Origin of the sequence: Mesorhizobium escarrei, assembly GCF_935825525.1 — a bacterium.
GTDB classification, from domain to species: domain Bacteria; phylum Pseudomonadota; class Alphaproteobacteria; order Rhizobiales; family Rhizobiaceae; genus Mesorhizobium; species Mesorhizobium escarrei.
In genome coordinates this window covers 1-347 of sequence record NZ_CAKXZT010000034.1, presented here as the reverse complement: position 1 = coordinate 347, position 347 = coordinate 1, and the positions used below count along the sequence as shown (strand labels likewise).

Sequence of the window (347 nt, the reverse complement as noted above, 5' to 3'; positions counted from 1 at the left end):
GCCGATCTCTTGCCGGTCGGCTACTTCCACGTCGTCTTCACGCTGCCAGCCGAGATCGCCGACATCGCCTATCCCAACAAGGCGGTGATCTACGACCTGTTGTTCCGCGCCGCCTCGGAAGCGATGCTCACCATCGCGGCCGATCCAAAACATCTCGGCGCCCGCATCGGCATCACCGCCGTGCTGCATAGCTGGGGCTCGGCGATGACCCATCATCCGCATGTCCACATGATCGTGCCCGGCGGCGGCATCTCGCTCGATGGTGAGCGTTGGGTGTCCTGCCGGCCCGGCTTCCTCCTGCCTGTGCGCGTGCTCTCAAAACTGTTCCGGCGGCTCTTGCTGGCGAA

At 64.6% G+C, this 347-nt stretch carries 1 protein-coding gene; it reads left to right on the top strand.

The features are described from left to right. The coding region (locus NMG80_RS02630; protein WP_254016698.1) for an IS91 family transposase at positions 1-347 on the top strand (347 nt) is incomplete at both ends.